Origin of the sequence: Herbaspirillum sp. AP02 (assembly GCF_015767275.1) — a bacterium.
Classification (GTDB): Bacteria; Pseudomonadota; Gammaproteobacteria; order Burkholderiales; family Burkholderiaceae_D; genus Herbaspirillum.
This window is the reverse complement of the sequence record NZ_JADWMY010000006.1, coordinates 194,901-221,399: the sequence shown is the minus strand read 5'-3', so window position 1 is coordinate 221,399 and position 26,499 is coordinate 194,901. Positions and strand designations below refer to the sequence as shown.

27 protein-coding genes are annotated in these 26,499 nt (G+C 62.0%); 8 read left to right on the top strand and 19 right to left on the bottom strand.

All coding sequences use genetic code 11. From position 1 onward, the window contains the following. Positions 1-13: 13 nt before the first annotated feature. The 14 genes from cheA to phaC form a co-directional block, all read right to left on the bottom strand. A complete protein-coding gene (gene cheA, locus I5R65_RS14455) occupies positions 14-2,209 on the bottom strand; it encodes a chemotaxis protein CheA (RefSeq protein ID WP_180668326.1) in 2,196 nt (731 codons plus the stop codon). Between the two features lie 53 nt (positions 2,210-2,262). Further along, positions 2,263-2,628, bottom strand: a complete 366-nt coding sequence (locus I5R65_RS14450) for a response regulator (RefSeq protein WP_006463269.1) — start codon at positions 2,626-2,628, stop codon at positions 2,263-2,265. 129 nt (positions 2,629-2,757) lie between these two features. Beyond that, on the bottom strand, positions 2,758-3,312 hold the full coding sequence (locus I5R65_RS14445) for a chemotaxis protein (protein ID WP_102661857.1): 555 nt from the start codon (positions 3,310-3,312) through the stop codon (positions 2,758-2,760). A 72-nt stretch (positions 3,313-3,384) separates the two neighbouring features. Next, positions 3,385-4,323: a flagellar motor protein MotB gene (gene motB, locus I5R65_RS14440; RefSeq protein WP_077235672.1), complete on the bottom strand. Its 939-nt coding sequence runs from the start codon at positions 4,321-4,323 to the stop codon at positions 3,385-3,387. Between the two features lie 66 nt (positions 4,324-4,389). After that, the gene (gene motA, locus I5R65_RS14435; protein ID WP_006463266.1) at positions 4,390-5,250 is read right to left on the bottom strand and encodes a flagellar motor stator protein MotA; all 861 of its coding nucleotides are present in this window, start codon (positions 5,248-5,250) and stop codon (positions 4,390-4,392) included. A gap of 174 nt (positions 5,251-5,424) precedes the next feature. After that, positions 5,425-6,219: a class I SAM-dependent methyltransferase gene (locus I5R65_RS14430; RefSeq protein ID WP_180668325.1), complete on the bottom strand. Its 795-nt coding sequence runs from the start codon at positions 6,217-6,219 to the stop codon at positions 5,425-5,427. A 104-nt stretch (positions 6,220-6,323) separates the two neighbouring features. Further along, positions 6,324-6,935: a flagellar transcriptional regulator FlhC gene (gene flhC / locus I5R65_RS14425; protein ID WP_180668324.1), complete on the bottom strand. Its 612-nt coding sequence runs from the start codon at positions 6,933-6,935 to the stop codon at positions 6,324-6,326. 174 nt (positions 6,936-7,109) lie between these two features. Continuing rightward, positions 7,110-7,427 (bottom strand): flagellar transcriptional regulator FlhD, encoded by a 318-nt coding sequence (gene flhD / locus I5R65_RS14420; RefSeq protein ID WP_180668323.1) that lies wholly within the window; start codon positions 7,425-7,427, stop codon positions 7,110-7,112. Between the two features lie 648 nt (positions 7,428-8,075). Next, positions 8,076-9,254, bottom strand: a complete 1,179-nt coding sequence (locus I5R65_RS14415) for a cystathionine beta-lyase (RefSeq protein ID WP_180668322.1) — start codon at positions 9,252-9,254, stop codon at positions 8,076-8,078. Between the two features lie 128 nt (positions 9,255-9,382). After that, a complete protein-coding gene (locus I5R65_RS14410) occupies positions 9,383-9,793 on the bottom strand; it encodes a hypothetical protein (RefSeq protein WP_180668391.1) in 411 nt (136 codons plus the stop codon). Positions 9,794-9,810: 17 nt separating this feature from the next. Further along, complete coding sequence (rimO, locus tag I5R65_RS14405; RefSeq protein WP_180668321.1) at positions 9,811-11,187, bottom strand: 30S ribosomal protein S12 methylthiotransferase RimO; 1,377 nt, start codon at positions 11,185-11,187, stop codon at positions 9,811-9,813. A gap of 196 nt (positions 11,188-11,383) precedes the next feature. Next, on the bottom strand, positions 11,384-11,944 hold the full coding sequence (gene phaR, locus I5R65_RS14400) for a polyhydroxyalkanoate synthesis repressor PhaR (protein ID WP_180668320.1): 561 nt from the start codon (positions 11,942-11,944) through the stop codon (positions 11,384-11,386). Positions 11,945-12,249: 305 nt separating this feature from the next. Continuing rightward, on the bottom strand, positions 12,250-12,990 hold the full coding sequence (locus I5R65_RS14395) for a 3-ketoacyl-ACP reductase (RefSeq protein ID WP_180668319.1): 741 nt from the start codon (positions 12,988-12,990) through the stop codon (positions 12,250-12,252). 254 nt (positions 12,991-13,244) lie between these two features. Continuing rightward, complete coding sequence (phaC, locus tag I5R65_RS14390; protein ID WP_180668318.1) at positions 13,245-15,071, bottom strand: class I poly(R)-hydroxyalkanoic acid synthase; 1,827 nt, start codon at positions 15,069-15,071, stop codon at positions 13,245-13,247. Between the two features lie 57 nt (positions 15,072-15,128). Here phaC and I5R65_RS14385 point away from each other — a divergent pair, with 57 nt between their 5' ends. Further along, positions 15,129-15,392: a hypothetical protein gene (locus tag I5R65_RS14385; RefSeq protein ID WP_180668317.1), complete on the top strand. Its 264-nt coding sequence runs from the start codon at positions 15,129-15,131 to the stop codon at positions 15,390-15,392. Between the two features lie 152 nt (positions 15,393-15,544). Here the strand turns inward: I5R65_RS14385 and I5R65_RS14380 are convergent, their stop codons facing one another. Both I5R65_RS14380 and I5R65_RS14375 read right to left on the bottom strand, forming a co-directional pair. Next, positions 15,545-15,817: a hypothetical protein gene (locus I5R65_RS14380; protein WP_180668316.1), complete on the bottom strand. Its 273-nt coding sequence runs from the start codon at positions 15,815-15,817 to the stop codon at positions 15,545-15,547. Next, a complete protein-coding gene (locus tag I5R65_RS14375) occupies positions 15,805-16,590 on the bottom strand; it encodes a sulfite exporter TauE/SafE family protein (RefSeq protein ID WP_180668390.1) in 786 nt (261 codons plus the stop codon). Before I5R65_RS14375 ends, I5R65_RS14380 begins: the two co-directional genes overlap by 13 nt. A gap of 167 nt (positions 16,591-16,757) precedes the next feature. Here I5R65_RS14375 and I5R65_RS14370 point away from each other — a divergent pair, with 167 nt between their 5' ends. After that, positions 16,758-17,651: a LysR substrate-binding domain-containing protein gene (locus I5R65_RS14370; protein ID WP_180668315.1), complete on the top strand. Its 894-nt coding sequence runs from the start codon at positions 16,758-16,760 to the stop codon at positions 17,649-17,651. 48 nt (positions 17,652-17,699) lie between these two features. Here the strand turns inward: I5R65_RS14370 and pgeF are convergent, their stop codons facing one another. Both pgeF and I5R65_RS14360 read right to left on the bottom strand, forming a co-directional pair. Beyond that, positions 17,700-18,446, bottom strand: coding sequence for a peptidoglycan editing factor PgeF (gene pgeF, locus I5R65_RS14365; RefSeq protein ID WP_180668314.1), 747 nt, complete (start codon positions 18,444-18,446; stop codon positions 17,700-17,702). A 30-nt stretch (positions 18,447-18,476) separates the two neighbouring features. Next, a complete protein-coding gene (locus I5R65_RS14360; protein ID WP_180668313.1) occupies positions 18,477-19,598 on the bottom strand; it encodes an RluA family pseudouridine synthase in 1,122 nt (373 codons plus the stop codon). A gap of 113 nt (positions 19,599-19,711) precedes the next feature. Between I5R65_RS14360 and I5R65_RS14355 the strand changes: the two genes are divergently transcribed. After that, positions 19,712-20,512 carry an outer membrane protein assembly factor BamD gene (locus I5R65_RS14355; protein WP_180668312.1) on the top strand — a complete coding sequence of 267 codons (801 nt, stop codon included), beginning with the start codon at positions 19,712-19,714 and terminating at the stop codon, positions 20,510-20,512. 116 nt (positions 20,513-20,628) lie between these two features. Here I5R65_RS14355 and yaaA read toward each other — a convergent pair whose 3' ends face one another. Further along, the gene (gene yaaA, locus I5R65_RS14350) at positions 20,629-21,405 is read right to left on the bottom strand and encodes a peroxide stress protein YaaA (RefSeq protein ID WP_180668311.1); all 777 of its coding nucleotides are present in this window, start codon (positions 21,403-21,405) and stop codon (positions 20,629-20,631) included. Positions 21,406-21,653: 248 nt separating this feature from the next. On the opposite strand from yaaA, the gene I5R65_RS14345 reads away from it, so the two are divergent. The 5 genes from I5R65_RS14345 (at position 21,654) to I5R65_RS14325 (ending at position 26,464) form a co-directional block, all read left to right on the top strand. Beyond that, complete coding sequence (locus tag I5R65_RS14345) at positions 21,654-23,426, top strand: methyl-accepting chemotaxis protein (RefSeq protein WP_180668310.1); 1,773 nt, start codon at positions 21,654-21,656, stop codon at positions 23,424-23,426. 216 nt (positions 23,427-23,642) lie between these two features. Then, on the top strand, positions 23,643-23,927 hold the full coding sequence (locus I5R65_RS14340) for a hypothetical protein (RefSeq protein WP_180668309.1): 285 nt from the start codon (positions 23,643-23,645) through the stop codon (positions 23,925-23,927). 12 nt (positions 23,928-23,939) lie between these two features. After that, positions 23,940-24,467 carry a putative toxin-antitoxin system toxin component, PIN family gene (locus tag I5R65_RS14335; RefSeq protein ID WP_180668308.1) on the top strand — a complete coding sequence of 176 codons (528 nt, stop codon included), beginning with the start codon at positions 23,940-23,942 and terminating at the stop codon, positions 24,465-24,467. A 63-nt stretch (positions 24,468-24,530) separates the two neighbouring features. Next, complete coding sequence (locus I5R65_RS14330) at positions 24,531-25,688, top strand: pyridoxal phosphate-dependent aminotransferase (protein WP_180668307.1); 1,158 nt, start codon at positions 24,531-24,533, stop codon at positions 25,686-25,688. An 83-nt stretch (positions 25,689-25,771) separates the two neighbouring features. Beyond that, positions 25,772-26,464: a glutathione binding-like protein gene (locus I5R65_RS14325; RefSeq protein WP_180668306.1), complete on the top strand. Its 693-nt coding sequence runs from the start codon at positions 25,772-25,774 to the stop codon at positions 26,462-26,464. The last annotated feature ends 35 nt before the right edge of the window (positions 26,465-26,499 follow it).

Genomic DNA, 26,499 nt, shown 5'->3' with positions numbered 1-26,499 from the left:
GGCCCTTTAAATATCAGGAAAATACAGATTCGTCGTTCAGTTGGCGGCTGGATCGCAGCAAGGCTGCCACATCGACAATCAGGGCGACGCCGCCGTCGCCCAGAATGGTTGCTCCGGAAATGCCGGCGACCTTCCGATAGTTCGATTCCAGATTCTTGACAACAATCTGCTGCTGTCCGATCAGGTCGTCCACGAAAAGTGCCGCCTTTTTCCCATCTGACTCCAGAATGACCACCAATCCTTGCGAAGGATTGGTGAAGGAAGGTTCGATGTTGAAAATCTGATAAAGCGGGATCAGTGGCAGATATTCGCCGCGTACGCGCAGCACCTTGCCCTGGCCAGAAATCTCCTTGATATCTTGCTCCAATGGCTGCAAAGATTCAACCACATATCCCAGCGGCAATATGTACACTTCTTCACCAATCCGGATCGACATGCCGTCCAGGATGGCCAGTGTCAGCGGCAGAGAGATCGAGATGGTGGTACCAAAGCCCTTGCTGGAGCGGATATCGACCGCGCCGCCCATGGCCAGGATGTTGCGCTTGACCACATCCATACCCACGCCACGGCCCGACACGTCGGTCACCTGTTCGGCGGTGGAGAAGCCCGGCTCGAAGATCAGTTGCCAGACCTCGGCGTCCGACAGGTTGTCGGTCACCGGCATGCCCTGCTGCTTGGCCTTGGCCAGGATCTTGTCGCGGTTCAGACCGCCACCGTCATCGGTGACCTCGATGATGATGTTGCCGCCCTGGTGCTCGGCCGACAGCGCCAGCACCCCGGCTTCGCCCTTGCCTGCGCTGCGGCGCGCATCCGGCAGTTCGATGCCATGGTCAATGCTGTTGCGCACCAGGTGCGTGAGGGGATCGACGATGCGTTCGATCAGGCCCTTGTCCAGTTCGGTGGCGGCGCCATGGGTGACGAATTCGACCTGCTTGCCCAACTTGTGCGCCAGATCGCGCACCATGCGCGGGAAGCGCGAAAACACATAGTCCATCGGCATCATGCGGATCGACATCACCGATTCCTGCAGATCCCGGGTATTGCGGCTCAACTGGCTGACGCTGTTGAGCAGGTGTTCATGCTGCATCGGATCCAGCTTGCCGACGCGCTGCTCGATCATGGCCTGGGTAATCACCAGTTCGCCGACCAGGTTGATCAGCTGGTCGACCTTCTCGATGCTTACGCGAATCGACGAGGATTCCTGCCCCTGCCCTGCGCCACCCTTGGCGGATTTCTTTTCCGAGGAGGCGTGCTCGCCATGCAGGTGGGCATCGTCATGATGACCGTTGGCACCGTTAGCACCGTTGCCGCCACTGGCGGCACCATGTGCCGCGCTGTCTGCTTCCGGCTTCCTGGCGCTGATGTCCAGCGGCACGAAGGGGGCAAAGAAGCCGTACCCCTGCTCGCGTTCCTTGTCTTCCAGCGTGGTCTGATTGTCGAAGAAACCGTAACCCTGGGCGCGTTCGCGATCTTCCTGGGTGACGAAATTATCGAAGAAACCATAGCCACGCTCGGCATCAGCGGCCTGGCCAGGATCGACCGCCTGCGAAATCTTCAGATCGGCCACGTTGACGATGAAGGCGCAGATGGCGACCACGTCATCGATCGGTTCAGCCGTATCGAGAATGAAGACCCAGTTTCCTTCCGGAGACTTGGCCTTTTCGATCTTGCCCAGCATGGACAGCTCGTCGGCCAGCGCCTCGGCATCCTTGTCGGCGATGACCGGCATTTCCAGGCGATAGCGACGCGCGCCGTCGGGACCGACCACGGCGCCGGCTGGCGCTGCAGCAGCAGTCCTGGGTGCGGCCACACTGGAGCTCTTGCCCTGCGACAGGGCCTCCAGCAGCATGCGCACGTCACCCACTGCGTCCAGATCCACCTCGGCGCCGTGCTTGTGGCCGTCGAGCATGGATTTCAACACGTCCTTGGCCGCCAGGAAGGCGTCCACATGTTCAGAGGTCAGCGCCATCTGCCCCTGGCGGATACGATCCAGCAGGGACTCCAGCACGTGCGTGACTTCGGCGATATCGGTCAGGCCGAAGGTCGACGAGCCCCCCTTGATGGAATGCGCGGCGCGAAATACGGCGTTGAGGTCCTCCGGATCGGGCGAGGCCACATTGACGGCCAACAACAGCTTTTCCATTTCCGCGAGCCCTTCCTCGGCCTCGTCGAAAAAGACCTGGAAAAACTGGCTCATATCAATGCTCATGCCTGGGCTCCATGCTGGATGCGGTTCGTATCGTTCTTGTTATCCCGGCAAATTCAGCCGATGACCTTGCGCACCACCTCAGTCAGGCGCTGCGGATCGAACGGCTTGACCAGCCAACCGTTGGCGCCGGCCGCCTTGCCCTTGGCCTTCATCTCGTCGCTGAACTCGGTGGTCAGCATCAGGATCGGCACCCGCGCATAGCTGGTCAGCTCGCGCAGTGAACGGATCAGGGTCAGGCCATCCATGCGCGGCATGTTCTGGTCGGTCAGGACCAGGTCGAAGGTATGCGTCTTGGCCTTTTCCAGCGCGTCCACGCCGTCGACCGCTTCGGTGACGTTGTAACCCGCAGCCTTCAGACTGAATACCACCATCTGGCGCAGTGACCCGGAATCATCTACTGCGAGAATCGTTTTGGACATCGTTACTCCCTGTTTCTTCAATAAGGCTCATGCGCGTGTGCATTATGCCGCAGCTCTGGTCTCCGACCTATCGCCCCGCCACCGCCGGAATGACCTAGTTCAATCTTGACCCACTCAGCCCGCAAGGGCTTAGAACAACTCGATATCGCCGCTTTCCATGCGCGTCTGGCGCACCGCTTTCCATAACCCGGTATCGAGCACGGTCAGCCGCTCCTCCATGGCCTGCACGGTACTGGCCAGCAGTTCCCTGAGTTCCTCATCGGTCTGCCCCTGTTCCGGCACGATCTCGAAACTGTTGGCGCTCAACACGCCCAGGGCTTCCCGCAGCCCGATCACGCGTCGCACGATGCGCTCCAGCAGTTGGCTGGTCATGTCCTGGAACTGCAGGCCGGTCACGGCCGCGTTGACATGGTGGCTGACCTGCGCCTGGGTGGCCTTGAGTTGTTCGATGCTCTCGCTGTCGAATTCACCCGTGCCATTCATCAGGCCCTCGAGGATGGTCTGCTGGGCCTGCACCGAACGGTGCAGCTCCATGAAGCTGGTCCCCAGCTTGCCGATGGCTTCGCCCAGGAGGATGTTGGTCTGGACCAGGTCCGACTCCACTTCCGTCAATTGGCGGCTGCCGCCGCTGGCAGTATCGAGCAACAAGCGCTTGAGCTCCTGCAGCATGGTCTTGGTCGGCATATCCAGCTCTCTTCCCCTGTTCAGTTGGAACACTTCTGCTTCAATTGCAAATCCCTACCCCCAACGCCTGCCTCAGTTCTTGGGCGGCGCAGTCAAACCCTGCTGAATGTCGTCGTCGCTGGCGTCGGTAGGCACGTTCAGCGAGCCACTATCCTTCTCGACCAGTTCCTCGGCCTTCTTGTTCATGACGATGATGCTGATGCGGCGGTTGATGGGGTTGAACGGATCTTCCTTGTCCAGCAGCACCGCCGAGGACAGGCCCACCACCCGCAGTACCTTGGATTCGTCCATGCCACCGGTGATCAGCTCGCGGCGCGATGCATTGGCGCGGTCAGCCGACAGTTCCCAGTTGCTGTAGCCCTTCTCGCCCCGGGAATATGGCGTGGCATCGGTATGCCCGGACAAACTGATCTTGTTGGGGACATCGTTCAGGGTGCGCCCGATCTCGTGCAGGATTTCCTTGGTATAGGGCTGCAACTGGGCGCTGGCCAGGGCAAACATGGGACGGTTCTTCTCGTCCACGATCTGGATACGCAAGCCTTCCGAGGTGATGTCGATCAATAGCTGGTTCTTGAACTGCTTCAGCGTCGGATTGGAATCGATAGCCTTTTCCAGGCGCGACTTGAGCTGCTCCAGGCGCGAGCGCTCGGCACGTTCCAGTTCCTGCTGGGCCTGCTTGAGAGTCTGCTTGCGCGTGACCACGTCGTTCTCGCCCTTGCGCAACTGGCCGTCCTGGCGGGTCAGGTCCTTGCCGCCGCCCGGCAGCACGGTATTGGCGTCGCCACTCCCGGAGCCACCGGCCATGGCCACCTTCAGAGGTGTCTTGAAATATTCGGCAATACCGTTCAGGTCCCCTTTGGCGGTCGAACCCAGCAGCCACATCAGCAGGAAGAACGCCATCATCGCAGTCACGAAGTCGGCGTACGCGATCTTCCAGGCGCCGCCGTGGTGACCACCGCCGCCCTTCTTGATCCGCTTAACGATTATGGGACGTAGCCCTTCGTCGGCCATGCCTTACTCCTGCTCAATGCTGATGTCTGGGTGAATCGATGTGCCTACCGCCCGCCAGAGGCAGGATTACTTGCTCTTGGCCTGCTTGACGTGTTCTTCCAGTTCCAGGAAGGTCGGACGTTCGGTCGAGAACAGGACCTTGCGGCCGAATTCGATCGACAGGGCCGGCGCATAACCATTCAGGCTGGCCAGCAGCGTCACCTTCACGCACTGATAGATCTTGGTCGATTCGTGCAGCTTCTGTTCCAGCAGGCTCGACAGCGGACCCACGAAACCGTAGGCCAGCAGAATACCGAGGAAGGTACCCACCAGCGCGTGCGCAATGAGCATACCCAGTTCGGACGGCGGGATACCCACCGATTCCATGGTGTGCACCACGCCCATCACCGCGGCCACGATACCGAAAGCCGGCATGCCGTCACCCAGCTTGGCAATGCAGTGCACCGGAATCTCACCCTCGTGGTGGTGGGTCTCGATTTCGTTGTCCATCAGGTTTTCGATCTGGAAGGCATCCATGTTGCCCGACACCATCAGACGCAGGTAGTCGGTCATGAACTCGATCAGATGATGGTCGGCCAGCACGCCGGGGTACTTGCTGAAGATGGGGCTGCTCTCAGGCTCTTCGATGTCGCCTTCGATGGACATCAAGCCTTCCTTGCGGGACTTGGTCAGGATCTCGAACAGCAGCGCCATCAGCTCCATGTAGAGCGCCTTGGTATAGGTCGATCCCTTGAGCACAGTGGGCAAGGCCTTCATCGTTGCCTTGATCGCCTTGCCGTTGTTACCCACCAGGAACGCGCCACCCGCGGCGCCGCCGATCATCAGCAGTTCAAGTGGCTGAAACAGCGCCCCCAGATGGCCGCCGGACAGGGCAAAGCCGCCGAAGACGGAGCCCATGACAATGACATATCCGATTATGACTAACAAAGTGCCTGCTCCCGTCCCAGTGGCGTTGCATGTATTTTCACGTTCGTCAGATTACAGGTATTCCAATCAAGCAAATGAGGGAATACATATCCGAAAAACGCCCTTCCTTTTCGATTTACGGCTCAATCCGGACAAACTTGATACGTCTCGTCTCGCAATGCACCACTTTGTGCGTCACATGCGCCAGCCATGCAGCACCGGCCCCTCCCCCTCCGGCTGGATCACCAGGTCCGGCGTGCTGCCCGGAATGTGGAACTCGTAACTCAATAACAGCGTTCCCGGCCGCATCTCGGCCCTGGCCTTGTGCCACAGCGCCAGCATGGCCGCGGGCGAGAGGTAGGCGAAGACCACGTCGTAATCCGCGAAATCGAGCAGCAGATAGTCACCACGCACGAACCGGCAGCGATTGCCCGCCAGCGCCGCACGCAGGCGGCTGACCAGCCAGGGCAAGGGCGCGATCTCGATGCCGATGAATTCACTTTCGGGCCGGCGACGTGAAAGATCCAGCACGGCGCCCCCCAGGCCGCTGCCGATATCCATGAACCGGATCACCCGCCCTTCGGGCAACAGACCGGCCACGGCATCCCAGGCGCTGCGCCCCGAGGGATAGAACGGCACCTGGCTGCGGAACGTGGACCAGAACAGCACCAGCATGAACAGAAACACCGCCAGGAACATCCATGAAGGCAAGTGCAGGCGCGCCACCAGCAAGGCCGCCAGCGGGAAAACCAGCAGGATCAGCCACCACCACACCGCCATGCGGCGCAGACGCGCCAGCAGCGCCGCAATCACGCCATGCAGCAACGAGGTTTGCAGGGGGGAAAGAGAGGAAAAGCCGGCGCGCTGCCACAGCACGTCGATCACGTTGGCACCCACCAGGCCCAACGCGAACAGCAGCAAGGCCTGGATCGCCGGCGCCTGCAGCAGTGGCCTGCGACCGGCGCCGGGGTGGTTCTCAAGGTCAGACATCTAGACAATCGGCCTCATTCTTCCTGGCGGGACAATCGGCCTCACTGTCAGGGTCGACCTGGCGAACCGTGACCACATCAGCAGCGACTGACTGCTACCGCGGATCAGGCCACCGCCGCCAGTACAGGCACGGCGACCATCGGCGCCGAGGCGGCCACCGGCAGGGCTTCCACCAGCCCCATGACCACGGCGTCCTTGGCCTTCTTGGTCTTGCCAGCGCGCGAAGGCATATGGCACAGGCCGCACAGGTAGTCCTGATGCAGGTCCAGACGATGCACCACGAAGTGGCCGCCGCACTTGCAGCAGGGCGTGGTCATGAGCATCTTGCTTTCGAAGAAGCGCACCAGGGTCCAGGCACGCGTGAGGGAGAGCACCGGTTCGCCGCCGTCGTTCTGGCCGACCTGCTCCAGATAGAGCTTATAGGCCTTCATCACGGCTTCGATGCCACTGATGCGCGCATGCTCCACCAGATACCGATGAACGTTGATGAACAGCGATGAATGGATGTTGGGCTGCCAGGTGATGAACCAGTCCGTCGAGAACGGCAGCATGCCCTTGGGCGGAGAGACACCCTTCAATTCCTTGTACAGCTTCAGCAGGCGCTCACGCGACAGTGAAGTTTCGGACTCGAGCAACTGGAGGCGTGCCCCCAGGTTGATCAATTCAATGGCCAGCTGAATTTCCTGCGCCTCTGTGACAACGCTCTTTTTAGCCATGGTGCTACCCCCCGGTGATTTCGTAGTGACACTGCCTGCCCCCTTTCCATGTGCACAAGGCAGATGGACATCAGGCTGCAAATCCAAGACACAAACTGATTAACTGCTACGGTACGTCTTCCCCTCCGGCGCATAGACCCCTGCTCGCACCGGCACTGCTTTTGTCTTGTTGTTTTACGAAATTTGCTCGCTGGGCTGACAGGCCATCAGGATGGCCGCATGCGACTGGGCCAGACTTTTGTCCTTGTTGTAATTGGTAAGCATGCCGAGGATGGCGCCATCGTCGAACCGGAAGCGCGTCAACATCATGTTGGTCGCCGCCAGTTTCATGATCTGGGCATTGGACAAACCTTCGATCAGGTCGGCGATCTCTGCACTGATACCCAGCCGGAAGATTGCGGTCGGCTTGTCCTGACGGACCATCTGCTGCGCCAGCATCAGATAGCTCAGGTTGGCATCGCGGATCTCCGTCATCATGTCGTTGGTATTCATTTGCACCCCACCTCGGTAAGAACTCCGTACTGCTCTGTGCTGCTCTCGGCTGCATTGAGCTGCTTACAATCGCTTACATTTACTTGACTGCAAGCCAATTCTGAGGGGGGCCGGACAGGCGGGAAATTAGACTTGATCGGTATTTTTCGTCCGAAACATACGCAAGCGTTTTGTCAGACTTTGTCTTACAAGAAGACCTATTTCCCCTGCACTTTTTGTGCTGGAGAAAGGAACAGCCAGAGTCCTTGCGACTTCCGGCGACAATCAGGAATTTCCTGATCAAAAGGTTTCTTGACCGAAATGGCTCAACAAAATTGACACCTAGGCAACAAAATAAGTTGTAAATTTTGGCGATTTTCTTGTGCTTGTTGCTGCATAACGACTAGCTCAGCCGCATTTCTTCTTCGACGGCCGAGCTAAACTGTAGTTTCCTTCTCGACAGGTTTGCCGAAAAATTGCATTGATTTACGCAAGCTGACGTTTTTTGCGCAACGGCGCCAGGCTCGCCGGGATGCGGTATCAAGAATTACTACGATTTTATGACCTGCCCATCGACGCCAAAACGAAAAACAGAGGCGACATTTACCTTTATTCAATTTCTTGAAGGCAAACCCGGTGCCATACCGCCTCCGCAGGGTCGCTCGCGGCCTACAGGCGTGCCAGGGCCTGCGCGATATCGGCGATCAGATCCTCGGGCGTTTCCAGGCCAATATTGAAGCGCACCAACTGCCCTTCCCGCATCCATCCCCGACGCATGCCCTGCATCCGGTAAGGCACGCAGAGACTATGCGCACCACCCCAGCTGTAGCCGATCTTGAACAGGCGCAGGCTGTCGACAAAGCGATCGGTCTGCTCTTCCACGTAGCGCGGATCGAAGATCACCGAGAACAGGCCGCCAGCCCCGGTGAAGTCGCGCTTCCAGTGGGCATGGCCAGGGCAATCCTCGAAGGCCGGGTGCAACACCGACACGATCTCGGGACGCTGCTTCAACCACGCCGCCACCTTGCGCGCGGCCGCATCGTGCGCCTCGAAGCGCAGGCGCATCGACGACAGGCTGCGCAACACCAGATAGACGTCATCCATGCCCACGCCGAAGCCCAGGCGCATATGGGCCAGCTCCAGCTTTTCGTTGAGGGCCTGGTCGCGCACCACCACCGCACCCATCAGCACATCCGAACCACCGGACTGGTACTTGGTGACGGCTTGCATGACGATGTCCACGCCGTGCTCGAAGGCCTTGAAGGCCAGGCCGGCGGACCAGGTATTGTCGATCGCCACCAGCACGCCCTTGGCATGGGCCGCCCGGCACAGGGCAGGAATGTCCGGCACTTCCATCGAGACCGAGCCCGGTGTCTCGGTCCAGACCAGGCGGGTGTTGGGAGTGATCAGGTCGGCCAGGCCCTCGCCTATCATCGGGTCGTAGAAGCGCGCCGTGATCTGGTAATCGCGCTCCAGCCACTGCCCCAGATCCTTGCTGGGGCCGTAGACATTGTCCGGCAGGAGCACGTCATCGCCGCTCTTGAGGAAGGCGAAGTTGACCATGGCGATGGCCGCCAGGCCGCTGGGCGTGACGCGGCAGTAATGGCCGCCCTCGATCTCGGCCAGACGCGCTTCGAGCACGAAACTGGTCGGCGTACCGTGCAGGCCATAGGTATAGCCCAGCTTTTCGCGCCAGTCGCGCGAGCGCATCGCCTCGACATTGGGGAACACCACCGTGGAGGCATGGTGGATAGCCACCGGGAAGGCATCAAAACCATCCGGGGCGCGATAGCTGCTGTGGACCAGGGAAGTTTGCGGCGTGAGAGAAGTCTCTTTGGGATCGGACACGGTTCTGCCTCTGAAAACGAGACGCGCAGCGGGGAGCTGCGCGCAAAGGCATCACTATACGCGCAGCCTGCCGACACCGAAAGCGGGCGTCAGGGAATCAGAACGCGCCAGGAAGGATCTGCTGGAAATCAGGGAAGCTGCAGCGCGAAGGGCTTGGTGACGGCACCGTCGGCGCTGGACCAGGTACCGGTGATGGACTGGCCCTGCCGATGCCCTTCCCACTGGCCCGAGACGTCCTTGCCATTGACCGATTCTTCCATGATGAAATCATCGCCCTCGACCTCACCGGCGACCAGGATGTCAGGTGAGCCACCGAAGAAGAAATAACGCCCTTCCACACCGTCCTCGTTCTTCTTGGGTTGCAGCGAAAGCTGGATGTCGCGGCCATCGATCTGGCCGCGCAGCACCAGCGCATGCGTCATCAGCAGCTGTTGCAACGACCCCTCCGGTGCGTTGGCGGCAGGCCCAGGCCTGGCTGCCCAGGTCGGTGCCGGCACGATGACCGCGCAGGACAGCACCGCCGCCAGCAGGCTGCGCATCAGCAAGCGCTGCGCCTTCACTCGGCGGCGCCCCACAGGTCATGGGCATCGGCGGCCGTGATGCGCACATCCACGAATTGTCCGACTTCCAGCTTGCGATGCGGTTCGAAAGGCGGCTTCACGTAGACCACGCCGTCGATTTCAGGCGCATCCGAATAGGTGCGGCCGGTCCCGCCGTTGCGGTCCACTTCGTCGATGAGCACGCGCAAGGTCTTGCCGACCTTGGCCTGCAGGCGCTTCTTGGAAATCTCTTCCTGCAGTTGCATGACGCGGCCACGACGTTCTTCGCGCACTTCTTCCGGTACCGGATTGGCGATCTCGTTGGCGGTGGCGCCTTCCACCGGCGAATAGGCGAAGCAGCCCAGGCGATCGATCTCGGCTTCCTTGAGGAAGTCCAGCAGGTATTCGAATTCCGCTTCGGTCTCGCCGGGGAAACCGGCGATGAAGGTCGAGCGGATCGTGAGGTCCGGGCACATGGCGCGCCAGGCCTGGATGCGTTCGATGTTCTTCTCGCCGTTGGCCGGGCGCTTCATGCGCTTGAGCACATCCGGGTGGGCGTGCTGCAATGGCACGTCCAGGTAAGGCAGGATCTTGCCTTCCGCCATCAGCGGGATGATGTGGTCCACGTGCGGATACGGATAGACGTAGTGCAGACGCACCCAGGCGCCATACTGCTGGGCCAGTTCACCCAGCGCCCCCACCAGTTGGGTCATGTGGGTCTTGACCGGCTTGCCATTCCAGAAGCCGGTACGGAACTTCACATCCACGCCATAGGCGCTGGTGTCCTGCGAGATCACCAGCAGTTCCTTGACCCCGGCCTTGAACAGGTTCTCGGCCTCCAGCATCACATCGGCGATGGGACGCGAAACCAGGTCGCCGCGCATGGAGGGAATGATGCAGAAGCTGCAGCGGTGGTTGCAGCCTTCGGAAATCTTCAGGTAGGCGAAGTGCTTGGGCGTGAGCTTGACGCCCTGCGGCGGCACCAGATCGATGAAGGGGGCATGCGGCTTGGGCAGGTGCTTGTGCACCGCCTGCATCACCTCGCCCACCGCGTGCGGACCGGTCACTTCCAAGACCTTGGGGTGAATCTTCTGGATGATGTCGTCACCCTCGGCGTCCTTCTTGGCACCCAGGCAACCGGTGACGATCACCTTGCCGTTTTCGCTCAACGCCTCGCCGATGGCGTCCAGCGACTCCTGCACAGCCGCATCGATGAAACCGCAGGTATTGACGATCACCAGATCGGCGCCGTCATAGGACTTGGCGGTGTCATAGCCTTCGGCCCGCAACTGGGTCAGGATCTGTTCGGAATCGACCAGTGCCTTGGGGCAGCCGAGGGAGACGAAACCGACCTTGGGCAGGGCCGGGCTGGCGGGAGAGGATGGATTGGACATGGCAGATGGCTCAGTGAGACGGGCCGCAAGCGACCGAAAATACGGGAAAAAGCGAAAAATGCTTTAAAAATCAGGGCGCTATTGTACATCGTCCGCCCACTTGCGCCTGTTTTCGGGTCATGCCCGGTCTGGCGCGCCAGAAAAACGAAACGGCCCACGCGGGGCCGTCGGGTCGGGCAGCTTTTGTCCGGCCGCTTTACTTCTTCTGGTCCGGCGGGGTGGCGCCGAAGGGGAAGGTGCCGAACATGTTCTTGGTCTGGCTCTGCATCTGCTCCTGCATCTGGATGAACAGGTTCTTGCTCTGCTCGATGTAGTTGCTCATCATGCCCTGCATCATCGGCCCCTGCACATTCATGAACTGGGTCCACATCTCCGGGCTGAAGGGCTTGCCTTCGTAGAAGCCCTTGGAATTTTCGGCCAGCTTGTTCTGGATGTCGATGAAGGTCTGGATATTCTTTTCCAGATAGTTGCCCATCATGCCCTGCATGGCATGGCCGTAGTAGCGGATGATCTGCGACAGTGCGGCACTGGAGAACATCGGCGCACCATGCGACTCTTCTTCCAGGATGATCTGCAGCAGGATGCTGCGGGTCAGGTCGTCGCCGCTCTTGGCATCGACCACGGTGAATTCCTCATTGTCCAGCACCAGTTGCTTGACGTCGGTCAAGGTGATGTAGGAACTGGTCTGGGTGTCGTAAAGACGGCGATTGGGGTATTTCTTGATCAAGCGATCTGCCGAATTTTTTGCAGTAGTCATCTGAAGTCCAGTCTCTCTCATTGCAGCCGTTGGCCGGCCTTGGTTTGCAGCGGTGCGGGCCGCTTCGATGCGTTCCCGACCCGCGGGCGTCCGGGACATTGATGCTGTCCTCTCCTTGCTTCTTCTACTGTGGTGCAGCTTGCGTCGTCCTCGCGACGCGGTTGCGGTCCTTTTGCAGGGCAGCAACGCAAGCCATTATAGGGGGGAAGACAGACAATGGGGAGCCTGATCGTGCAGTGCGGAGAAATTCTCCGCCGATGGCCGCAGCGGGCGGCCGTGCGGCCCGCCAGCTGCAGCAATGGGAATCAGCCCATGTACAGGCCGCCGTTGAGGGAGAAGTCCGAACCGGTGGCGTAGCCGCCTTCGGAAGAGGAGATCCAGGCCACGATGGAGGCAATTTCCTCCGGCTCGCCCAGACGCTTGACAGGGATGCCGGAGACGATCTTTTCCAGTACCTCCGGACGGATGGCGCGCACCATGTCGGTACCGACATAGCCCGGCGAGACGGTGTTGACGGTCACGCCCTTGGTCGCCACTTCCTGCGCCAGCGCCATGGTGAAGCCGTGGATGCCGGCCTTGGCGGTGGAGTAGTTGGTCTGACCGAACTGGCCCTTCTGGCCGTTCACCGAGGAGATGTTGACGATACGGCCGAAACCGCGCTCGCACATGCCTTCGATGACCTGCTTGGTGACGTTGAAGAGCGAATTCAGGTTGGTGTCGATGACCGCATCCCAGTCGGCCTTGCTCATCTTGCGGAACTGGCCGTCGCGGGTGATGCCGGCGTTGTTGACCAGCACGTCCACTTCGCCGATCTCGGCGCGCACCTTCTCGAAGGCGGCCTTGGTGGATTCCCAGTCGGAGACATTGCCTTCGGAGGCATGGATGTCGAAGCCATGGCCGCGCATGGTAGCCAGCCAGGTATCCTTGCGGGTGGAATTGGGGCCGCAACCGGCCACCACGGTGTAGCCGTCCTTGCACAGACGGGTGCAGATGGCGGTCCCGATGCCGCCCATGCCACCGGTCACATATGCGATACGCTTGCTCATTTGCTGCCTCCTATTGGATGATGATTATTGGGGTTCCAACTGCTGCCTGTTACCCCTGTTTCGAGTCTGCTTTGCGCCGCATTGGTCGGGAGGCCATGTATTGACCGGCTTCCCTGTATTGGTCTGGCCGGCACCGCCGCGGATGCGACACCGACCGTCTCTCTCTGTCGGCGGCTCCGGCCTGCCGGATCACCGCCCTCTTTTCATCATCGCCGCCGGCTTCTGGGACCTCCCCTGGCCGGCTGGCTGATTCTTCAGGCCACCAACTGGTCGGCCTTGACCTTGACATAGCGTCCCGGTGCCGGCTCGATGTGCTTGTAGCGGGTCGAACCCGGTGCCTTGGGCGCGGCTACCTTGCGCCCGCCATGCTTGGCCAGGAAGGCCGCCCACTCGCCCCACCAACTGCCGGGATGCTCGCTGGCACCGGCCATCCATGCATCAGCATCGGCGCCGGCGCGGGCCTTGTCGTTGGTCCAGTAATTGCGCTTGTTCTTGGAGGCCGGATTGATCACCCCGGCAATATGGCCCGACGCGCCCAGCACGAAACGGTTGTTGCTGCGCTTGCCGGCGTTGATCAGGTCCAACGAGGCATAGGCTGACTTCCAGGGCACGATGTGATCATCGCGCGAAGCATAGATGAAGGCCGGAGCACTGATCTTGCGCAGGTCGATCTGCTCACCGCCCACGGTCAGGCGGCCCGGTTCCTTGAGCGCATTCTCCAGATACATGTGCCGCAGGTAGTAGCAGAACATGGGACCGGGCAGGTTGGTGCTGTCGGCATTCCAGTACAGCAGATCGAAGGCGCTGGGCTTCTCGCCCTTGAGGTAATTGGATTCGACGTAGTTCCACAGCAGGTCGTTGGGACGCAGGCTGGAGAAGGCGCTGGCGAAATCGCGTCCGGCCATCAGGCCGCGCTGGCCGATCATCTGCTCGCGCAGGGCCAGTTGCATCTCGTCGATATAGACGTCGATGGCGCCGGTGTCGGAGAAATCGAGGAAGGTGGTCAACAGCGTCAGGCTGGCCACCGGATCTTCGCCACGGGCCGCCAGCAGCGCCAGCGCGCAGGAGAGGATGGTACCGCCCACGCAGAAACCGAGGGCATTGATCTGCGGCTGCTTGCTGATTTCCTGGACGATGTGGATGGAACGCGCCACGGCGTCGTCGACGTAGTTGTCCCAGGTCGCTGCCTCGACCGCCTCATCGGCATTGCGCCAGGAAATCAGGAACACGGTGTGTCCCTGCTCCACCGTATAGCGCACCAGCGAATTCTGCGGCTGCAGGTCGAGGATGTAGAACTTGTTGATGCAGGGCGGCACGATCAACAACGGCACCGCATGCACGGTCTTGGTCAGCGGCTTGTACTGGATCAGCTGGAACAGCTCGCTCTCGAAGACCACCGAGCCTTCGCTGGCGCCGACGTCGCGCCCGACTTCGAAGGCGGTCTCGTCCGTCTGCGACACATGGCCCTTCTGCAGGTCGGCCAGCAATTGCGCGATGCCCTTGGTGAGGCTCTCGCCGCGGGTCTCGATGATCTTCTGCTGAGCCACCGGGTTGGTGGCCAGGAAGTTGGCCGGCGACATCGCATCGATCATCTGCTGCACCGCAAAACGCAATTTGTGCCTCACCTTCTCGGTGCCCTTGACCGCATCGGTCATGGCCAGCAGGAAGCGCGAATTGAGCTGGTAGGCAGCGGCCTGGAATGCGAAGTAAGGATGTTCCTGCCAGGCCGGCGCCGACAAGCGGCGGTCAGTGATGGCCGGCACCTTGGCCGCCAGCATCGATTGCCACAGCTCACCGAACTCGCGGGTATAGTCCTGCTGCAGGCGGGCCACATCGGCGGGATCGAGCGTGGCGCCCATCTCGCCCAATTGCCTGGCCAGCAGCGTCGGATCGATCTGACCGGCACCGGGCGGCATGCCAGCCATGTGCGGCATCTGCGGCATGGGCGGCAGATGCGACCTGAACTGTTCGAACTGGGATTGGAATTGGGACTGCAGCGAGGTCCAGAACTTCGGATCGGACATCTGTGCCAGCCACGCGGATACATCGGGAGAGAGTTGCTGCGGATTCTGCTTGTTCATGCTCGGATCTGCAATTTTCGCGTATCTTTACGGTTTGTCTCGAAGCGCCATCTCACCATGTATATCGTCGCTATCGCATGGCTCTACGTCGTCTTCATGATGTCGATCACCGAACAGTCAGCGATCGCTGGCGTCGCCACTTTCCTGCTGTACGGGATAATTCCTCTGACCGTTGTTTTATACCTGATGGGTACGCCGCAACGCAAGCGGAATCGTCAAAATATGAAGAAATTGACAGCCACCCGCAAGGAAGACGGGGAACATGACCGTTCCGTGAAATGCGAGTCGCCGTCCACTGCGAAGGACCGCTCCTCTTCCTGAAGGGTCTTAAGCGGGCGCCCATCCAGCGATCACGAAAACTTGGAAACAGCGGGCCATACGCACCATCATCGTGAACCCGCGCGCCCTGCAGTGCGCTGGTTTGCGCAGTGCATCATGGAAGTGGACTGCATCGGAAATCTCAGTCCTTGCACTCAGCGCCTGCGTGAACGACGCAGGGCGATCGGTCGGTAACACGGCTTGAGGACCGCAAGCATCTCGCGCAGCACGGCCGAGCCACGCCAGGGTGGCGAAACATAGGCCATACGTAATTTCAAACCTTGACTGTCACGTAACTCACAATCAAGCATGGCAATCATGCAGCCATCCAGCCAGGCATAGACATGCACTTCGCCGGGCAACTGCTGCTTCGGCCCTTCGATCCGCCAGACCGAGCCGGCTCTGGTCGGCGGCCTCATCGCCACCATGCCGCGAGATCGGTGATGGGCCAGGCCAGATGCAGGCCCAGCAGCAGCAAGCCGATGAAGAAGGCGCGGCGGAAGCTGGCTGCACGCACCATGCCGCGCACCCGGGTGCCGATCGCCATGCCCAGCAATGCCGGCACCAGCACCAGCAGCGAGGCCCAGCCTACGCCACCGCTGAAGGCTCCGCCCTGCCCCAGGTTGACCGCCAGCACCAGGGTGGAGACCGTGAAGGACAAGCCCAGCGCCTGGATCAACTGGTCGCGCTGCAAGCCCAGCGCCTGTAGATAGGGGACAGCGGGGATCACGAACACACCGGTGGCGGCCGTCACCAGTCCGGTCAATAGCCCGATGGCCGGCGACCACCAGCGCTCCTGCCCGGCCCGTACGCTCGGCGTCCATGCCGCCAGGCCGGCGATGGCATACACCATCAGCGCCAGGCCCAGAACGACGACGGCACGGCGGCCACCGTCGCCCCCCATCAGACCGCTGCCGGCCAGGGTACCCACCACGATGCCGGCCAGCATGCCCCACAGGCGCCGCGCCAGCACCAGGAAGGCGCCACCGGTGGCCAACTGCCAGCCGTTGGTGACCATCGATGGCACGATCAGCAAGGCCGCCGCTTGCACCGGCGACATCACCAGGCTCAGCAGACCCACTGCCACCGTCGGCAAGCCCAGGCCGATCACGCCCTTGACGAAGCCGGCCAGCAGGAACACCGCCAGGCTCACGGCCAGCACGGTGGCATTCATGTCGAAGAAGGAAAACAGGCTGGCCATGGCGGAAGGGAAAGTCGAAGAAGTTCTCACTGCAAGGCGTTCAGTCTGCCAGCCTCGGCCGGCTCTGGAAATGTGGAATACACTTAGGCAGCCTTCGGCCTGACCGAAGGCACAATCCGGCTGCCCCTGCCCCGCCCTTGCCGATTGCCGACCTTCGATCCAATACCATGAGCAACCGATTCGAACTATCCGACCTGCGCCTGTTCCTCTACGTCATCGAGAGCGGCAGCATCACCGCCGGTGCCGCCCGTGCCCACATGGCGCTGGCATCGGCCAGCGCCCGCATCCGCAATATGGAGGACGCCCTGGGCACGCCCCTGCTGGAGCGCGGCCGGCGCGGCGTGCAGACCACCGACGCCGGGCGCGCCCTGGCGCATCACGCACGCATGATGGCGCAGCAGATGGAACAGTTGCGCGATGAACTGGGCCAGTATGCGCAGGGCCTGAAGGGACACATCCGACTGCTGTGCAATACCTCGGCCATGACCGAATTCCTGCCGGAAGTGCTGGCGCGCTTCCTGGCGCAGCATCCGCATACCGATATCGAACTGGAAGAAAAATTGAGCTACGAGGTGGTGCAGGCCGTGGTGGATGGGGTGGCCGATGTCGGCATCATCGCCGATTCCATCGACAGTGGCCCGCTGCAGACCTATCCGTTCCGCCAGGATCACCTGGTGGCCGTGCTGTCGAAAAAGCATCCGCTGGCCCGCCGCAAGTCGCTGGCCTTCAGTGAACTGCTGGGGGAGGATTTCGTCGGCCTGTCCGGCGACAGCGCCTTGCAACAGCACCTATCGGGCCACGCCACGCGCGCCGGCCGGCGGCTGCAATACCGGGTGCGGCTGCGCAGCTTCGACGGCATCTGCCGCATGGTCGAGCATCAGGTGGGCGTGGCGGTGATACCGGAAACGGCGGCCCTGGCCAGCACCGGCCATATGGATATCCGCGCCATCCCGCTCAGCGACGGCTGGAGCCGCCGCCAGTTGCTGATCTGCGTACGCGGGCTGGAGGGCATGCCGGGGCATACGCGGGAGCTGATCCTGGCCTTGCAGCGCCACCCCTGATATGGCGACCAGCACCACACCCCTGATACCGCCGGCATCGGCCAGGAATTATTTCAGCCAGATCAGCGAGGCCATGCGGCCCGTGGTCTTGTCGCGCCGGTAGGAATAGAAGCGCTGATCGGCGACCGTGCACAGGCCACCGCCGCCGACATCGTGCACGCCGACTGCGGCCAGCCGCTGGCGCGCCAGTTGGTAGATGTCGGCCAGGTACTTGCCGGGACGGCCGGGATAGTCACGAAAGGCAGCTTCAGCCTCCGCCTGATGGGCCAGGAACGCCTCACGCACCTCGGCACCGACTTCAAAGTTTTCCGGCCCGATGGCCGGCCCCAGCCAGGCCATCACATCGGCCGCACCGCGCTCGCGCATGGCGGCCACGGTGCGCTCCAGCACGCCGGCTGCCAGTCCGCGCCAGCCTGCATGGGCCGCGCCGACCACGGTGCCGGCCCGGTCGCAGAACAGCACCGGCAGACAGTCGGCGGTCATCATGACGCACACCGCACCGCGCATGCTGCTGATGCAGCCATCGGCCTCCGGCTGCGCCGGCAAGGCGGCCGCGTCCAACACCTGCACCCCATGCACCTGGCTCAGCCAGGCCGGTTCCTGCGGCAGCAGGCGGCGCAGCAGGGCGCGGTTGCGTGCCACCAGCAAGGGATCATCGGCCACATGCAGGCCCAGGTTCAGGCCAGGCCCGCCATGACCATCGTCGTAGGGGGACGGGCTGTAGCCGCCGGCACGCAAGGTGGTCATTGCGCCCACGCCAGCGGGCGCCGGCCAGTCGGGGATCAGCAGCTCCATGGGCCGCCCTCCCCGCCCCGACCGGGCCGATCAATAGTCATCATCTTCGTCGTCATAGTCGCCGGCCACCGGGTCAGGCTGTTCATCCATTTCGGGAATCACTGCCAGGGCCGGATCGATGCCGGCGCGCTGCAGCAGCGCCACGATGTCCTCCGGCACCGGTGCCGCCCACTGGCGGAACTTGCCGCTACCGGGGTGCACCAGACCCAGGCGGCCCGCCAGCAACGCCTGGCGCGGGAACACCGGAATCAGGTGATGCTTGCCATACAGTGCATCGCCAACCAGGGCAAAGCCCAGCGACTGCAGATGCACGCGGATCTGGTGGGTGCGCCCGGTTTCCAGGCGGCAATGCACCAGGCTTACCGGCTTGCGATCGATCTCGCCGGTGGCCAGGCGGCGGTAATGGGTCACCGCTGCCTTGGCGCGCATGCTCTGCGACACCGCCATCTTGATGCGGTCACGCGGATGGCGCGCCATCGGCGCATTGATGGTGCCGGACAATTGCGGCAGGCCCCACACCAGCGCCAGGTATTGGCGCTTCATGCTGCGCGCCTGCAACTGACGCACCAGGTCGGTCTGCGCCGCCAGGGTCTTGGCCACCACCATCAGGCCGCTGGTCTCCTTGTCCAGCCGGTGCACGATGCCGGCACGCGGCACCTTGGCCAGCGCCGGGCAATGGTGTAACAGGCCATTCAAGAGCGTGCCGCTCCAGTTGCCGGCGGCCGGGTGCACCACCAGTCCCGCCGGTTTGTTGAGCACGATGATGAACTTGTCTTCATGCAGGATCTCCAGTGCCATGGCTTCGGGGCCGTAGGGCTGGTCGGCCGGGGCCGACTGCGGTGCGACCTCGACCAGCTCGTCGCCCAGCATGGTCATCTTGGCCTTGGCCGGGGCACCGTCGACGGTCACGTGCCCCTCCTCTATCCATTGCTGGATGCGGTTGCGGGAGAATTCGGGCATCAGGCCGGACAGGACCTTGTCCAGCCGCTGGCCGATGACTTCATCGCCCAGGCACAGGGTAAGCGGCTCCAGGCCGGTGCTGCCGTCGTCCACGGCGGGTTCACCGTCGTCGTCGAAAACGGCCTCGGCGGGGAGGTCGGGGGTCATTGGCATATCGCCATTTGTAATCGGAAGGGGTTTCTTACGTGACATCAGCTATAATCGCCGGATCGGGTTGATTGTATTTCGGGTATCGATGCAGCCGGCTCGGGTAGGCGCACAGCGCCATGCACAACTGATAAGTCCCAGACAAGCACACAAGAGTCATGCACAAAATCTTATTGAAGTTCTTCATCATCGGTTTTGCCCTCTCGCTCACCGCCTGCGGCCTCTTGCCGGAGCAAAAGGACGAGACGGTCGGCTGGTCTGCCTCGAAATTATACTCGGAAGCCAAGGACGAACTGAATGCCGGTGGTTACGAGAAGGCCATCAAGTACTTCGAGAAGCTGGAATCGCGCTATCCCTTCGGTACCTATGCGCAGCAGGCGCAGATGGACATCGCCTACGCCTACTATCGCCAGAACGAGCAGGCACAGGGCCTGGCAGCGGTGGACCGCTTCATCAAGCTGCACCCCAACCATCCCAACGTCGACTACATGTACTACCTGCGTGGCCTGATCAACTTCAATGATCGCACCAGCATCTTCGACACCTTCACCGACCAGGACAACACCGAGCGCGATCCCAAGGCCATGCGTGACGCCTTCGACTCGTTCAAGCTGCTCGCAGAACGCTTCCCGGACAGCAAGTACACCCCGGACGCCATTGCCCGCATGAAATACCTGGTCAACGCCATGTCGCAATACGACGTCCACGTGGCGAACTACTACTACCGCCGTGGCGCCTACGTATCGGCCGCCAACCGCGCGCAGGGTGCCATCAAGCAGTATCCGGATTCGCCTGCCAACGAAGAGGCGCTGTTCATCCTGATGCGCTCCTACGAAGCCCTGGGACAGACCAAGCTGAAGGAAGATACCGAACGCATCATCCAGGCCACCTACCCCAACAGCCCCTGGTACAACGGTGGCCCCAAGCAGAAATCCAAGCCCTGGTGGAAGGTCTGGTAAGCCAGCCACTCCCCTGAAAAAAAACCCTCGCCATGCAGATGGCGAGGGTTTTTTATTTGGCGTTTCCGCCCGGCAAGGCAATGCACCCTGCCGGACGCTGGATGCCTGATCGTCGGTCAGCCTTCCAGGCGACGGCGGAATACCCAGTTCTTCTCATTGGATGCCTCCGGCGCGAAGGCATAGCCCTCCAGATCGAAGGCCTTGAGCTTCTCCGGCTGATTGATATTCTTCTGCGCGGCATAGCGCGCCATGAGGCCGCGTGCGCGCTTGGCGTAGAAGGAAATGATCTTGTACTTGCCGCCTTTCCAGTCCTCGAACACCGGCGCGATCACCTGTGCCTTGAGCAGCTTGGGCTTGACCGACTTGAAGTATTCGTCCGAGGCCAGGTTCACCAGCACCGGCGTCTTCTGCGCGGCCAGTTCCTCATTGAGGGCTTCGGTGATCTCGCTGCCCCAGAAGGCGTAGAGGTCCTTGCCGCCGGGATTGGCCAGCTTGGTCCCCATTTCCAGGCGATACGGCTGCATCAGATCCAGCGGACGCAACATCCCGTACAGGCCAGAGAGGATGCGCACATGGTTCTGCAGGTAATCCAGTTGCTTGCCATTGAGCGAGGCCGCATCCAGGCCCTCGTAGACGTCACCGTTGAAGGCCAGCACGGCCTGCTTGGCATTCTTCGTGGTGAACTTGCGCGACCAGCTTGCATAGCGGTTCACATTGAGCACGGACAACTGATCGGAAATTCCCATCAGGCTGCCGATCTCGGCGGGCGAGAGTTTCTTGAGCAAGCCGATCAGCTCGGCCGAGCGCGGCACGAAAGCCGGCGTGGTGTACACATCGGTGGTCGGGGGCGTGTCATAGTCCAGCGACTTGGCGGGAGACAAAACAATCAGCATGAGGCGGTTATCCAATGATCAGGTTGGGTCAGGGTGGTCGCCATGATACCGAAAGCGCGCCGCTTGCGCCCGCCCCCTTCCTGACGGTCCCGTCGAAGCAGCAATTTAGACCGCAAAAGACTTGTTATTGCCGCTTTGAGCCGACCAGGTGCTCTCCTAAACTGGATGAGCCAACCCTGCAGGCAAGGGCGATCTGGCGTCCGCATTTCCGTGCCCCACCACCGTCACTCCTCGACCAAGGACAAGCCATGAAATGGTTCTACGATCTGCGCATCGCCCGCAAGCTGATGCTGACCTTTGCCGCCATCCTGCTCCTCACCGCCGCACTGGGCGTGTTTTCCATCGTGCAGCTCTCCCGGGTCAACGACGCCTCCACGGAAATCGCCACCAACTCCCTGCCCAGCGTGCGCTACCCGCTGGAGGCCAAGGTCGCCCTGGCACGCATCCGCACGGTGCAGTTGCAGCACATGCTGCCCGGCAACGAAAGCAACGTGGACAACAACGAAAAAACCATCGGTAACCTGTTCACTGAACTCAACAAGGTCCTGGACAAGTACGCGCCGCTGGTCAATTCCCCCGACGAGAAGACCAACTTCGACGCCATCAAGGCCGACCTGGCCATGTTCACCAAGATGCATCAGGACATCGCCACCCAGGTACGGGCGCAGAAGATCGACGATGCCCGCGAACTCCTGGTCAAGCAGGTCACGCCGGTCTACCTGCGCCTGTTCGCCTCCCTCGACAATGCCGTCAACATCAATGTCAAAGGCAGCGAGGAGACCGACCAGGAGGCCCAGGACCGCTATGAAAGCTCGCGCATCATGATCGGCTCCCTGCTGGCCGCCTGCATCGGCCTGGGGATGCTGCTGGCGACCTGGGTGGCACGCATCGTTTCGCGTCCGCTGCAAGACGCCATGCACGTGGCCAAACGGGTGGCCGAGGGCGACCTGACGGTCGAGATCAAACCCGCCGGGGCTGACGAGACCGGTCACCTGATGCGCTCGCTCAAGGCCATGAACGATAGCCTGCTGCGCATCGTCACCCAGGTCCGCGAAGGCACCGACACCATCAACACCGCCTCCCGCGAGATCGCCACCGGCAACCTCGACCTCTCCACCCGCACCGAGCAGCAAGCCAGTTCGCTGGAAGAAACCGCCTCGGCCATGGAAGAGCTGACCTCCACCGTCAAGCAGAATGCCGACAACGCGCGCCAGGCCAACCAGCTGGCGCACTCGGCGTCGGATGTGGCCAGCCAGGGCGGCAGCGTGGTGTCGCAGGTGGTCGATACCATGGGGGCCATCAATGATTCCTCGCGCAAGATCGTCGAAATCATCAGCGTGATCGACGGCATTGCCTTCCAGACCAACATCCTGGCCCTCAATGCCGCGGTGGAAGCGGCCCGCGCCGGCGAGCAGGGGCGCGGCTTCGCCGTGGTGGCGTCAGAAGTGCGCTCCCTGGCGCAGCGCTCGGCCGCCGCCGCCAAGGAAATCAAGATGCTCATCGACGACTCCGTGGCCAAGGTCGATACCGGCAGCAAGCTGGTCGAAACCGCCGGCAGCACCATGACCGAAGTGGTGGCCAGCGTGCGCCGCGTGACCGACATCGTGGGCGAGATCACCGCTGCCAGCTCTGAACAGAGCGATGGCATCGAACAGGTCAACATCGCCATCACCCAGATGGACGAGGTCACCCAGCAGAACGCCGCACTGGTCGAACAAGCCGCCGCTGCGGCCGGTTCGTTGCAGGAACAGGCCGGCCGCCTGACCGAACTGGTCAGCGTGTTCAAGCTCAAGCCCGACCTGTCCGCTCATGCGCCGCGATCGACCGGAGCAGCCGGTGCGGCCAGCCGGCCGGTCGCACCGGCCGCCGCCAAATCGCCACCGGCGGCAGCCCGCCCGACCTCGGTACTCGCGCGCCCCCCTGCGGCCGCTCCCGCATTGCCGGCGCGCAAGAGTGAACCCGCCGCCTCGCGCAGCAGCAAGGCGGAGACCGGCAACGATGCGGATTGGGAACAGTTCTGACCGGCAGGGCGATGGCGGGCGGGGCCGCCATTCAAGTTCTGCAACACTCTTGCCGTAGATCAATGAAGTACCGGCCGCAGGCGGTGGCAGCGCAAGGGCCAGGCCGGCACTTTGGCAGCGAATCACTGTCCATGTTGACACTGGCGGCGCAGCGCGCACGAGGTGGACATCTGCACGGCAACCCGCCTCTCATTGATCACCGGCAAGGAGGACGACATGAAACGAGACAAGGCCCTGATGGGTGAAATCCTGAAACAACTGGCATCCTTCGGCACCGTCTACGGCGACGTCGAGAAGATCCAGAGCGCCCTGCCCGGCCAGATGGCGCCGGAGGTCATCCTGCATCACCTGCGCCTGCTGTATGACCGTGGCCTGGCGGCGGTGGACATGCATAATTTCTGGCGCGTCACCGATCAGGGGTATGATGCGCTCGAAGCTGGCGGCGAACTCTTCGGCAAGCAGGACGTGCCCCTCCCCGGCCAGCGTGGCATCGACAACTAGTTTTTCCATTCAATGAGCAATCCGGCAACACTCCCTTTCCCCTCCCCGCTTTCATCCGAACCCGCCGCCGCCCTGGGCTCCGCCCTCCCCGGCGGGCGCCAGCGGCTGGTGCTGGACACCAATGTCTGCCTGGACCTGTTCGTGTTCCGCGACCCGCGCTGGGCAGCCTTGCTGCAGGCGCTCGAAGACGGCAGCGTGGAGGCCTACACCCGCGAGGACTGCCGCAACGAATGGCTGGCGGTGCTGGACTATCCTCACCTGCCGGTGACGCCCGAGAACAAGCCGGCCATCTGCGCCCAGTTCGACCGCCTGCTGCAGTGCCTGCCGCTGGCCGAGGTCAATACCTTCGGCCTGCCCATCTGCACCGACCGCGACGACCAGAAATTCCTGGAACTGTCCCTGCAATGCCGCGCGCACGTGCTGGTGAGCAAGGACAAGGCAGTCCTCAAGCTGGGCAAGCGCACCCTCAAGCGCGGCATGTTCGCCATCGTGCAGCCCCAGCACTGGCGGCCGGATGCCTTCCTTGCCGCACCAGCCTGAACCGCCCGGCGAATCCGGCTAGAATAACGGGCTTGCGATCATCATAAGAACGAGCCCGCTGCAATGAGCACCCCCACTATCGTCACCAAGCTGCCCAAGGTGGGCACCACCATCTTTACCGTCATGTCCGCACTGGCCTCTGAAAAGGGCGCAGTCAACCTGGGACAAGGCTTCCCCGACTTCCATTGCGACCCGACGCTGGTCAATGCGGTCACCCAGGCCATGCAGGAAGGCCTGAACCAGTACCCGCCCATGGCCGGCGTGCTGCCGCTGCGCGAAGCCATTGCCGACAAGGTCGAGCAGCTCTACGGCCAGCGCTACGATCCGGTCTCCGAGATCACCGTCACCGCCGGTGCCACCCAGGGCATCCTGACCTCGGTATTGTGCGCGGTACATGCCGGCGATGAAGTCATCGTCATCGAACCGGTCTACGACTGCTACGTGCCGGCCATCGAGCTGGCCGGCGGCGTGCCGGTGTTCGTACAGATGGAAGTGGGCGCGGCCGGCTACAGCATCCCCTGGGACAAGGTCAAGGCCGCAGTCACCCCCAAGACCCGCATGATCATGGTCAACACGCCCCACAACCCGACCGGCAGCGTCATGCGCGCAGCCGACGTGGCGGCCCTGGCCGACATCGTGCGCGGCACCGACATCCTGATCCTCTCCGACGAGGTCTACGAGCACATGGTCTACGACGGCCAGCCGCACGAGTCCCTGGCGCGTCACCCGGAACTGGCCGAACGCAGCTTCATCAACTCCAGCTTCGGCAAGACCTACCACGTCACCGGCTGGAAAGTCGGCTACGTGGCCGCGCCGGCTGCGCTCACCGCTGAATTCCGCAAGGTGCACCAGTTCAACGTGTTCACCGTCAACACCCCGGTGCAATACGGCCTGGCCGCCTACATGAAGGACCCCGCCCCCTACCTGGACCTGCCGGCCTTCTATCAGCGCAAGCGCGACCTGTTCCGCGCCGGCCTGGCCGATACCCGCTTCGAACTGCTGCCTTCGCAAGGCACCTACTTCCAGTGCGTGAAGTACGGCGCCATCTCGGACCTGCCCGAAGCCGAGTTCTGCAAGTGGCTTACCACCGAGATTGGTGTCGCTGCCATCCCGGTCTCGGCCTTCTACAACACCCCGCGTGAATCCGGCATCGTGCGCTTCTGCTTCGCCAAGAAGGACGAGACGCTGCAACTGGCGCTGGATCGCCTGGCCAGGCTGTAAATCCTTTATATCGTTTTGTTTCGTTTATAGCGTCATTCCCGGCATCGCCCGGGCTCAACCCCGATACCCTACGGAGGACATCCATGATCGACGTATACAGCTGGGCCACGCCCAACGGCCACAAGGTCCACATCATGCTGGAAGAATGCGGCCTGCCCTACACCGCGCACGCCATCGATATCGGCGCCGGTGACCAGTTCACCCCGCAATTTCTGAAGATTTCGCCCAACAACAAGATCCCCGCCATCGTCGATCCTGATGGCCCGGATGGCCAGCCGATCTCACTGTTCGAGTCGGGCGCCATCCTGATCTACCTGGCCGGCAAGACCGGTCGCTTCCTCGGCGAAACCGACCGCGAAAAGTATGAAGTGCTGCAATGGGTGATGTTCCAGATGGGTGGCCTGGGGCCGATGCTGGGGCAGGCGCATCACTTCCGGCTATATGCCCCTGAACAGATCGAGTACGCCGTCAATCGCTACACCAACGAAGCGCGTCGCCTGTACCAGGTGATGGACAAGCAGCTCGGCCAGCATGCCTACCTGGCCGGCGAGCAATACACGATTGCCGATATCGCCTGCTTCCCCTGGACCCGCTCGCACAAGAACCAGGGCATCGACCTGGCGGACTTCCCCAACGTCAAGCGCTGGTTCGATGCCATCAGCGCCCGCCCCGCCGTGCAGCGCGGCGTGAGCGTGCTGGCCGACAAGCGCAAGCCGCTGCAGGATGACAAGGCCAAGGAACTGCTGTTCGGCTCCAGCCAGTACCAGAAACGCTGAGCGCTGAACACCCCGAGGGAGGCGGCGCCGGCCGC

Excerpts from the sequence above, each read along its gene's own strand:
- cheA (WP_180668326.1), bottom strand. The coding sequence starts at position 2,209 with ATGAGCATTGATATGAGCCAGTTTTTCCAGGTCTTTTTCGACGAGGCC.
- I5R65_RS14450 (WP_006463269.1), bottom strand. The coding sequence starts at position 2,628 with ATGTCCAAAACGATTCTCGCAGTAGATGATTCCGGGTCACTGCGCCAG.
- I5R65_RS14445 (WP_102661857.1), bottom strand. The coding sequence starts at position 3,312 with ATGCCGACCAAGACCATGCTGCAGGAGCTCAAGCGCTTGTTGCTCGAT.
- motB (WP_077235672.1), bottom strand. The coding sequence starts at position 4,323 with ATGGCCGACGAAGGGCTACGTCCCATAATCGTTAAGCGGATCAAGAAG.
- I5R65_RS14430 (WP_180668325.1), bottom strand. The coding sequence starts at position 6,219 with ATGTCTGACCTTGAGAACCACCCCGGCGCCGGTCGCAGGCCACTGCTG.
- flhC (WP_180668324.1), bottom strand. The coding sequence starts at position 6,935 with ATGGCTAAAAAGAGCGTTGTCACAGAGGCGCAGGAAATTCAGCTGGCC.
- flhD (WP_180668323.1), bottom strand. The coding sequence starts at position 7,427 with ATGAATACCAACGACATGATGACGGAGATCCGCGATGCCAACCTGAGC.
- I5R65_RS14410 (WP_180668391.1), bottom strand. The coding sequence starts at position 9,793 with ATGCGCAGCCTGCTGGCGGCGGTGCTGTCCTGCGCGGTCATCGTGCCG.
- rimO (WP_180668321.1), bottom strand. The coding sequence starts at position 11,187 with ATGTCCAATCCATCCTCTCCCGCCAGCCCGGCCCTGCCCAAGGTCGGT.
- phaR (WP_180668320.1), bottom strand. The coding sequence starts at position 11,944 with ATGACTACTGCAAAAAATTCGGCAGATCGCTTGATCAAGAAATACCCC.
- I5R65_RS14395 (WP_180668319.1), bottom strand. The coding sequence starts at position 12,990 with ATGAGCAAGCGTATCGCATATGTGACCGGTGGCATGGGCGGCATCGGG.
- phaC (WP_180668318.1), bottom strand. The coding sequence starts at position 15,071 with ATGAACAAGCAGAATCCGCAGCAACTCTCTCCCGATGTATCCGCGTGG.
- I5R65_RS14385 (WP_180668317.1), top strand. The coding sequence starts at position 15,129 with ATGTATATCGTCGCTATCGCATGGCTCTACGTCGTCTTCATGATGTCG.
- I5R65_RS14380 (WP_180668316.1), bottom strand. The coding sequence starts at position 15,817 with ATGGTGGCGATGAGGCCGCCGACCAGAGCCGGCTCGGTCTGGCGGATC.
- I5R65_RS14375 (WP_180668390.1), bottom strand. The coding sequence starts at position 16,590 with ATGGCCAGCCTGTTTTCCTTCTTCGACATGAATGCCACCGTGCTGGCC.
- I5R65_RS14370 (WP_180668315.1), top strand. The coding sequence starts at position 16,758 with ATGAGCAACCGATTCGAACTATCCGACCTGCGCCTGTTCCTCTACGTC.
- pgeF (WP_180668314.1), bottom strand. The coding sequence starts at position 18,446 with ATGGAGCTGCTGATCCCCGACTGGCCGGCGCCCGCTGGCGTGGGCGCA.
- I5R65_RS14360 (WP_180668313.1), bottom strand. The coding sequence starts at position 19,598 with ATGTCACGTAAGAAACCCCTTCCGATTACAAATGGCGATATGCCAATG.
- I5R65_RS14355 (WP_180668312.1), top strand. The coding sequence starts at position 19,712 with ATGCACAAAATCTTATTGAAGTTCTTCATCATCGGTTTTGCCCTCTCG.
- yaaA (WP_180668311.1), bottom strand. The coding sequence starts at position 21,405 with ATGCTGATTGTTTTGTCTCCCGCCAAGTCGCTGGACTATGACACGCCC.
- I5R65_RS14345 (WP_180668310.1), top strand. The coding sequence starts at position 21,654 with ATGAAATGGTTCTACGATCTGCGCATCGCCCGCAAGCTGATGCTGACC.
- I5R65_RS14340 (WP_180668309.1), top strand. The coding sequence starts at position 23,643 with ATGAAACGAGACAAGGCCCTGATGGGTGAAATCCTGAAACAACTGGCA.
- I5R65_RS14335 (WP_180668308.1), top strand. The coding sequence starts at position 23,940 with ATGAGCAATCCGGCAACACTCCCTTTCCCCTCCCCGCTTTCATCCGAA.
- I5R65_RS14330 (WP_180668307.1), top strand. The coding sequence starts at position 24,531 with ATGAGCACCCCCACTATCGTCACCAAGCTGCCCAAGGTGGGCACCACC.
- I5R65_RS14325 (WP_180668306.1), top strand. The coding sequence starts at position 25,772 with ATGATCGACGTATACAGCTGGGCCACGCCCAACGGCCACAAGGTCCAC.